The 500-nt window shown below is 59.0% G+C and carries 1 protein-coding gene and 1 pseudogene; one reads left to right on the top strand and one right to left on the bottom strand.

The features are described from left to right. Positions 1 to 97: pseudogene (locus EN807_RS37170) on the bottom strand (DUF2243 domain-containing protein); the annotation flags it as partial. A 143-nt stretch (positions 98 to 240) separates the two neighbouring features. Here EN807_RS37170 and EN807_RS32495 point away from each other — a divergent pair. Continuing rightward, on the top strand, positions 241 to 500 hold a 260-nt coding region (locus EN807_RS32495; protein ID WP_135937175.1), incomplete at its 3' end, for an SDR family NAD(P)-dependent oxidoreductase.

Here is a 500-nt window from a genome sequence, read left to right as displayed (position 1 = left end):
GGAGCACGATCCCGTCGAAAAAGCCGCCTAGGCCTAACCCTAGAAGGATACCGGCCGAAGCAGGAAATTTACGCTCTTTTCGGGGGCTGGTGGTCATTGGTGAGGCTCCGTGCCGTCGTCAAGCTAGTGGTGAAAGTCTGACACTTGGTACCGGTGGATGGCAAGAAACCGCCCACAGCCGGGTGCAATGGCTTTTCCAGACTACAACAGTATAGTGCTCGAAACTGGCGGGGTGGTCTGATGTCGACCATACTTGTGACTGGGGCAACGGGTGGGATCGGGAAAGCAATTTGCGAACGGCTTGCGGCCGGTGGCGCGCGGCTGATGGTGGCGGCCCGCAATCAGGTGCGGCTTGAGTCGCTGGTTTCGACCCTGCCTGCACCAGCCGACGGTTCGCATGAAGCTATACCTGTTGATATGGCATCGGAAGCCGCGTTGGGCGAGTTTGATCGACACCTCGCCACGTCGGGCCTCAAGCTTGATGGGGTCGTTCTTATGCC

The organism is Mesorhizobium sp. M5C.F.Ca.ET.164.01.1.1 (assembly GCF_004792125.1).
Lineage (GTDB): Bacteria > Pseudomonadota > Alphaproteobacteria > Rhizobiales > Rhizobiaceae > Mesorhizobium > Mesorhizobium wenxiniae.
This window is presented reverse-complemented; position numbering and strand designations above follow the sequence as displayed.